The 2,655-nt window shown below is 43.3% G+C and carries 2 protein-coding genes; both read left to right on the top strand.

The features are described 5' to 3' along the window. Positions 1-421: 421 nt before the first annotated feature. Positions 422-1,450, top strand: coding sequence for a GGDEF domain-containing protein (locus A3757_RS12985; protein ID WP_068514654.1), 1,029 nt, complete (start codon positions 422-424; stop codon positions 1,448-1,450). Between the two features lie 63 nt (positions 1,451-1,513). Continuing rightward, complete coding sequence (locus A3757_RS12980) at positions 1,514-2,569, top strand: DUF2804 domain-containing protein (RefSeq protein WP_068552826.1); 1,056 nt, start codon at positions 1,514-1,516, stop codon at positions 2,567-2,569. The last annotated feature ends 86 nt before the right edge of the window (positions 2,570-2,655 follow it).

The raw sequence follows: 2,655 nt of genomic DNA, 5'->3' as shown, positions 1-2,655 counted from the left end.
GTTTTTTCATAAGATCTATTAGTGCATCCTTGACGCTAGCAAAGCCATGGCGACTTAAATGCAAACGCTTTAAGCCAGCAACCCGAAACAACAAAGACTGAAAGACTACTATATAGTGAAGCCCTAAACCAAGAAGCAGCCACTCTAATTTTGAAGCAGTCGAAGTTTTAATAAGCATTGAGAGGGAAAACGGTAAGATTCAGGCAAAAAAAATCCCGGACAATGTCCGGGATAAATAAGTACACATGAAATCTAAACCTAAATTGAAGAAAGACGGGCCTGAATCGTCTCACCTAAATTCGATATAGTAATCATAGCCAATAAGTTATGAGCGGTCTGTTGGTAAACAATTGCAAAATGTAACGAATTGTTAACGTCTTCTATATTAATTTACTTGGTTTTATGGCAGAGAATAACGATAATGGTCGTTTCTTCTATTTGTGATAGACCTTCCATTATGGAAATAGAGCAGCTATTTACTCTAATAAAAAGCTTGACCAGCCAATCGAACATTAGAGAACTTGTCACAGCACTCGATGACATTCTTATCAATAATTTCGAACGCGTCGATTTGTCAGTTTATGAGCTACAAGCTACACGGCGCTCCAATCATAAAACGACCACTCTTATCGGCATAGAGTGTAGCGGGAAGTCCAACGACATCTATTTAAATAACGACATGGACATGCTGTCGGCTTATATTTCTAAAGAAGAGGTATACAAGGTTGAAAGCAGAACGCGTTTTAAAATCGTCATTCCGGTAGTGTTATATGACAAAAGCGTGTCTCACCTGGTTGTTTTGCGCCACCGCTACGAGAACCAGGATATTAAAAACACTCTCGTAGGCTTTCTGCAAATCGCTGTCGATATCTTTCGCAACTTGCACGAAAAAGGCCATGACCCGCTTACACGCATCTTAAATCGTCAAGCTTTTGACCAAGTCTCTTCCGACCTTGCCTTTTCACAACACAATGTACTGCATGCAAAGGATACCAGCTTTAAAGCGATTGCCATTCTAGATATCGATAAATTCAAATCTATCAATGATCGCTTCGGCCATGCAATTGGTGACGAGACGCTAGTTCTATTTTCACAGACAGTCAGGTCCGTCCTCCGACAGCAAGACCTGTTTTTCCGCTACGGTGGTGAAGAGTTCGTGGTATTGGTAAAAGACGTTCAGAAAGAGCAAGCTTTGGTTGTTCTCGAACGCTGCAGAGCAGCGATAGAGGCTCGCCGCTTCCCTCAGGTTGGCCAGGTTACCGTTAGCATCGGCTTTGCCGACCTAAGCAAAAACGACCACCCTGTAGAAACACTCTCCAAAGCAGATAAAGCGCTCTACTACGCAAAACAAAATGGTCGTAACCAGGTTAACTCGTATGAAGTGCTATTAGAAAAAGGCTTACTTGAAGCCGTTGAACCCGTAGAGAGCTCTATCGACTTCTGGGATTAATCTCTGACGATCTAGACTCTGCCCCCAAAACAAACCATAACAACTAGAACAACTGTAACACTTATGCTTCAACCCTACTCTCTGATCAACTCTCACGGGAAGCCTCATTTAGGACGCTTCAAACACGCCGTCAATGAAATTAATATCAATGACGCAGATTATCGAACACCAATGAACAAACGCGCCAATAAGTGGCAGCGCCATTTCAATTTTAAACGCTTTCAATATTTCGGCGGCATAAGTGGTGACCTGATATTTGGCTGCGCATTAGCTGACTTACGCTATTTGGGCGCAGCTTTTGTCTATATCTATCGAACTTCAGATAAAAAAATGCTTACTTGGCAATTCAAAAAACCTTTTGCACTCGGGCTAGATATGACGAACCGTCCCGATAATGGCATATCAAGCTTCAAGTCAGGCAAGCATAGTATCAAAATGCGCTACCAACTTAACTCACAGGGCGAGCGGCGCAAAATACTCGAGATTGGTTTTGGCTCGGAGCTCAACATTCAGGCCGAAACCATAGAGAAACCAAGCTTTGAGGAAATGGCTCTTTGTACACCGACCGCAGTCAATGGCTGGGTCTATGCTCAAAAAACGGCAGCACTTCCTGCTAGCGGTGAAGTTCACTGTGCTCTCGGCAAGTTCAAGCTAAATGAAATTGCTTGTTATGGGCATCATGACTTTTCGGCTGGGTACATGCGTCGAGAAACATTCTGGAACTGGGCATGCTTTTCCGGCGCATCTTACTCCACAGCCGATAGATCAGAAGATAAGCCACCGCTCGGGCTCAATGTGTCTTGGGGCGTCAATGAAACAGGCTATTCTGAAAACTGCTTTTGGGTTGGCGATAAGCTCCATCAACTACCTCAAGTTCAGTTCAGATATGACCGGGATGAAGAAAGCTCCGCGTGGAGAATCAGCTGTGAAAACGGACAGCTTGATCTAAGCTTTGTGCCTGAAGGAATGCATAAGGAACACCTCAATGCCGGTTTCATGGCCACAAACTTCAAACAAATATTCGGCAAGTTTAAGGGGCACTTAATCACCGCTGAAGGCAAACGCTACGAGATTGAATCTCAATATGGTTTTGTCGAAGATCAGTACTCTAAGTGGTAAACGTCCATACTAGACAATTTAATTACGACACATCAACAGCAAAAATAGACTTTTGATTTGACGCCTCTAGACATTAAGGGTACAAC

The sequence above is a fragment of the Oleiphilus sp. HI0117 genome (assembly GCF_001635235.1).
The sequence above is the reverse complement of the archived record's forward strand: the minus strand, read 5'-3'. Positions and strand labels throughout refer to the sequence as shown.

What these genes read in the sequence shown, in the direction of transcription:
- A3757_RS12985 (WP_068514654.1), top strand. Translation starts at nt 422, where the DNA reads ATGGTCGTTTCTTCTATTTGTGATAGACCTTCCATTATGGAAATAGAG.
- A3757_RS12980 (WP_068552826.1), top strand. Translation starts at nt 1,514, where the DNA reads ATGCTTCAACCCTACTCTCTGATCAACTCTCACGGGAAGCCTCATTTA.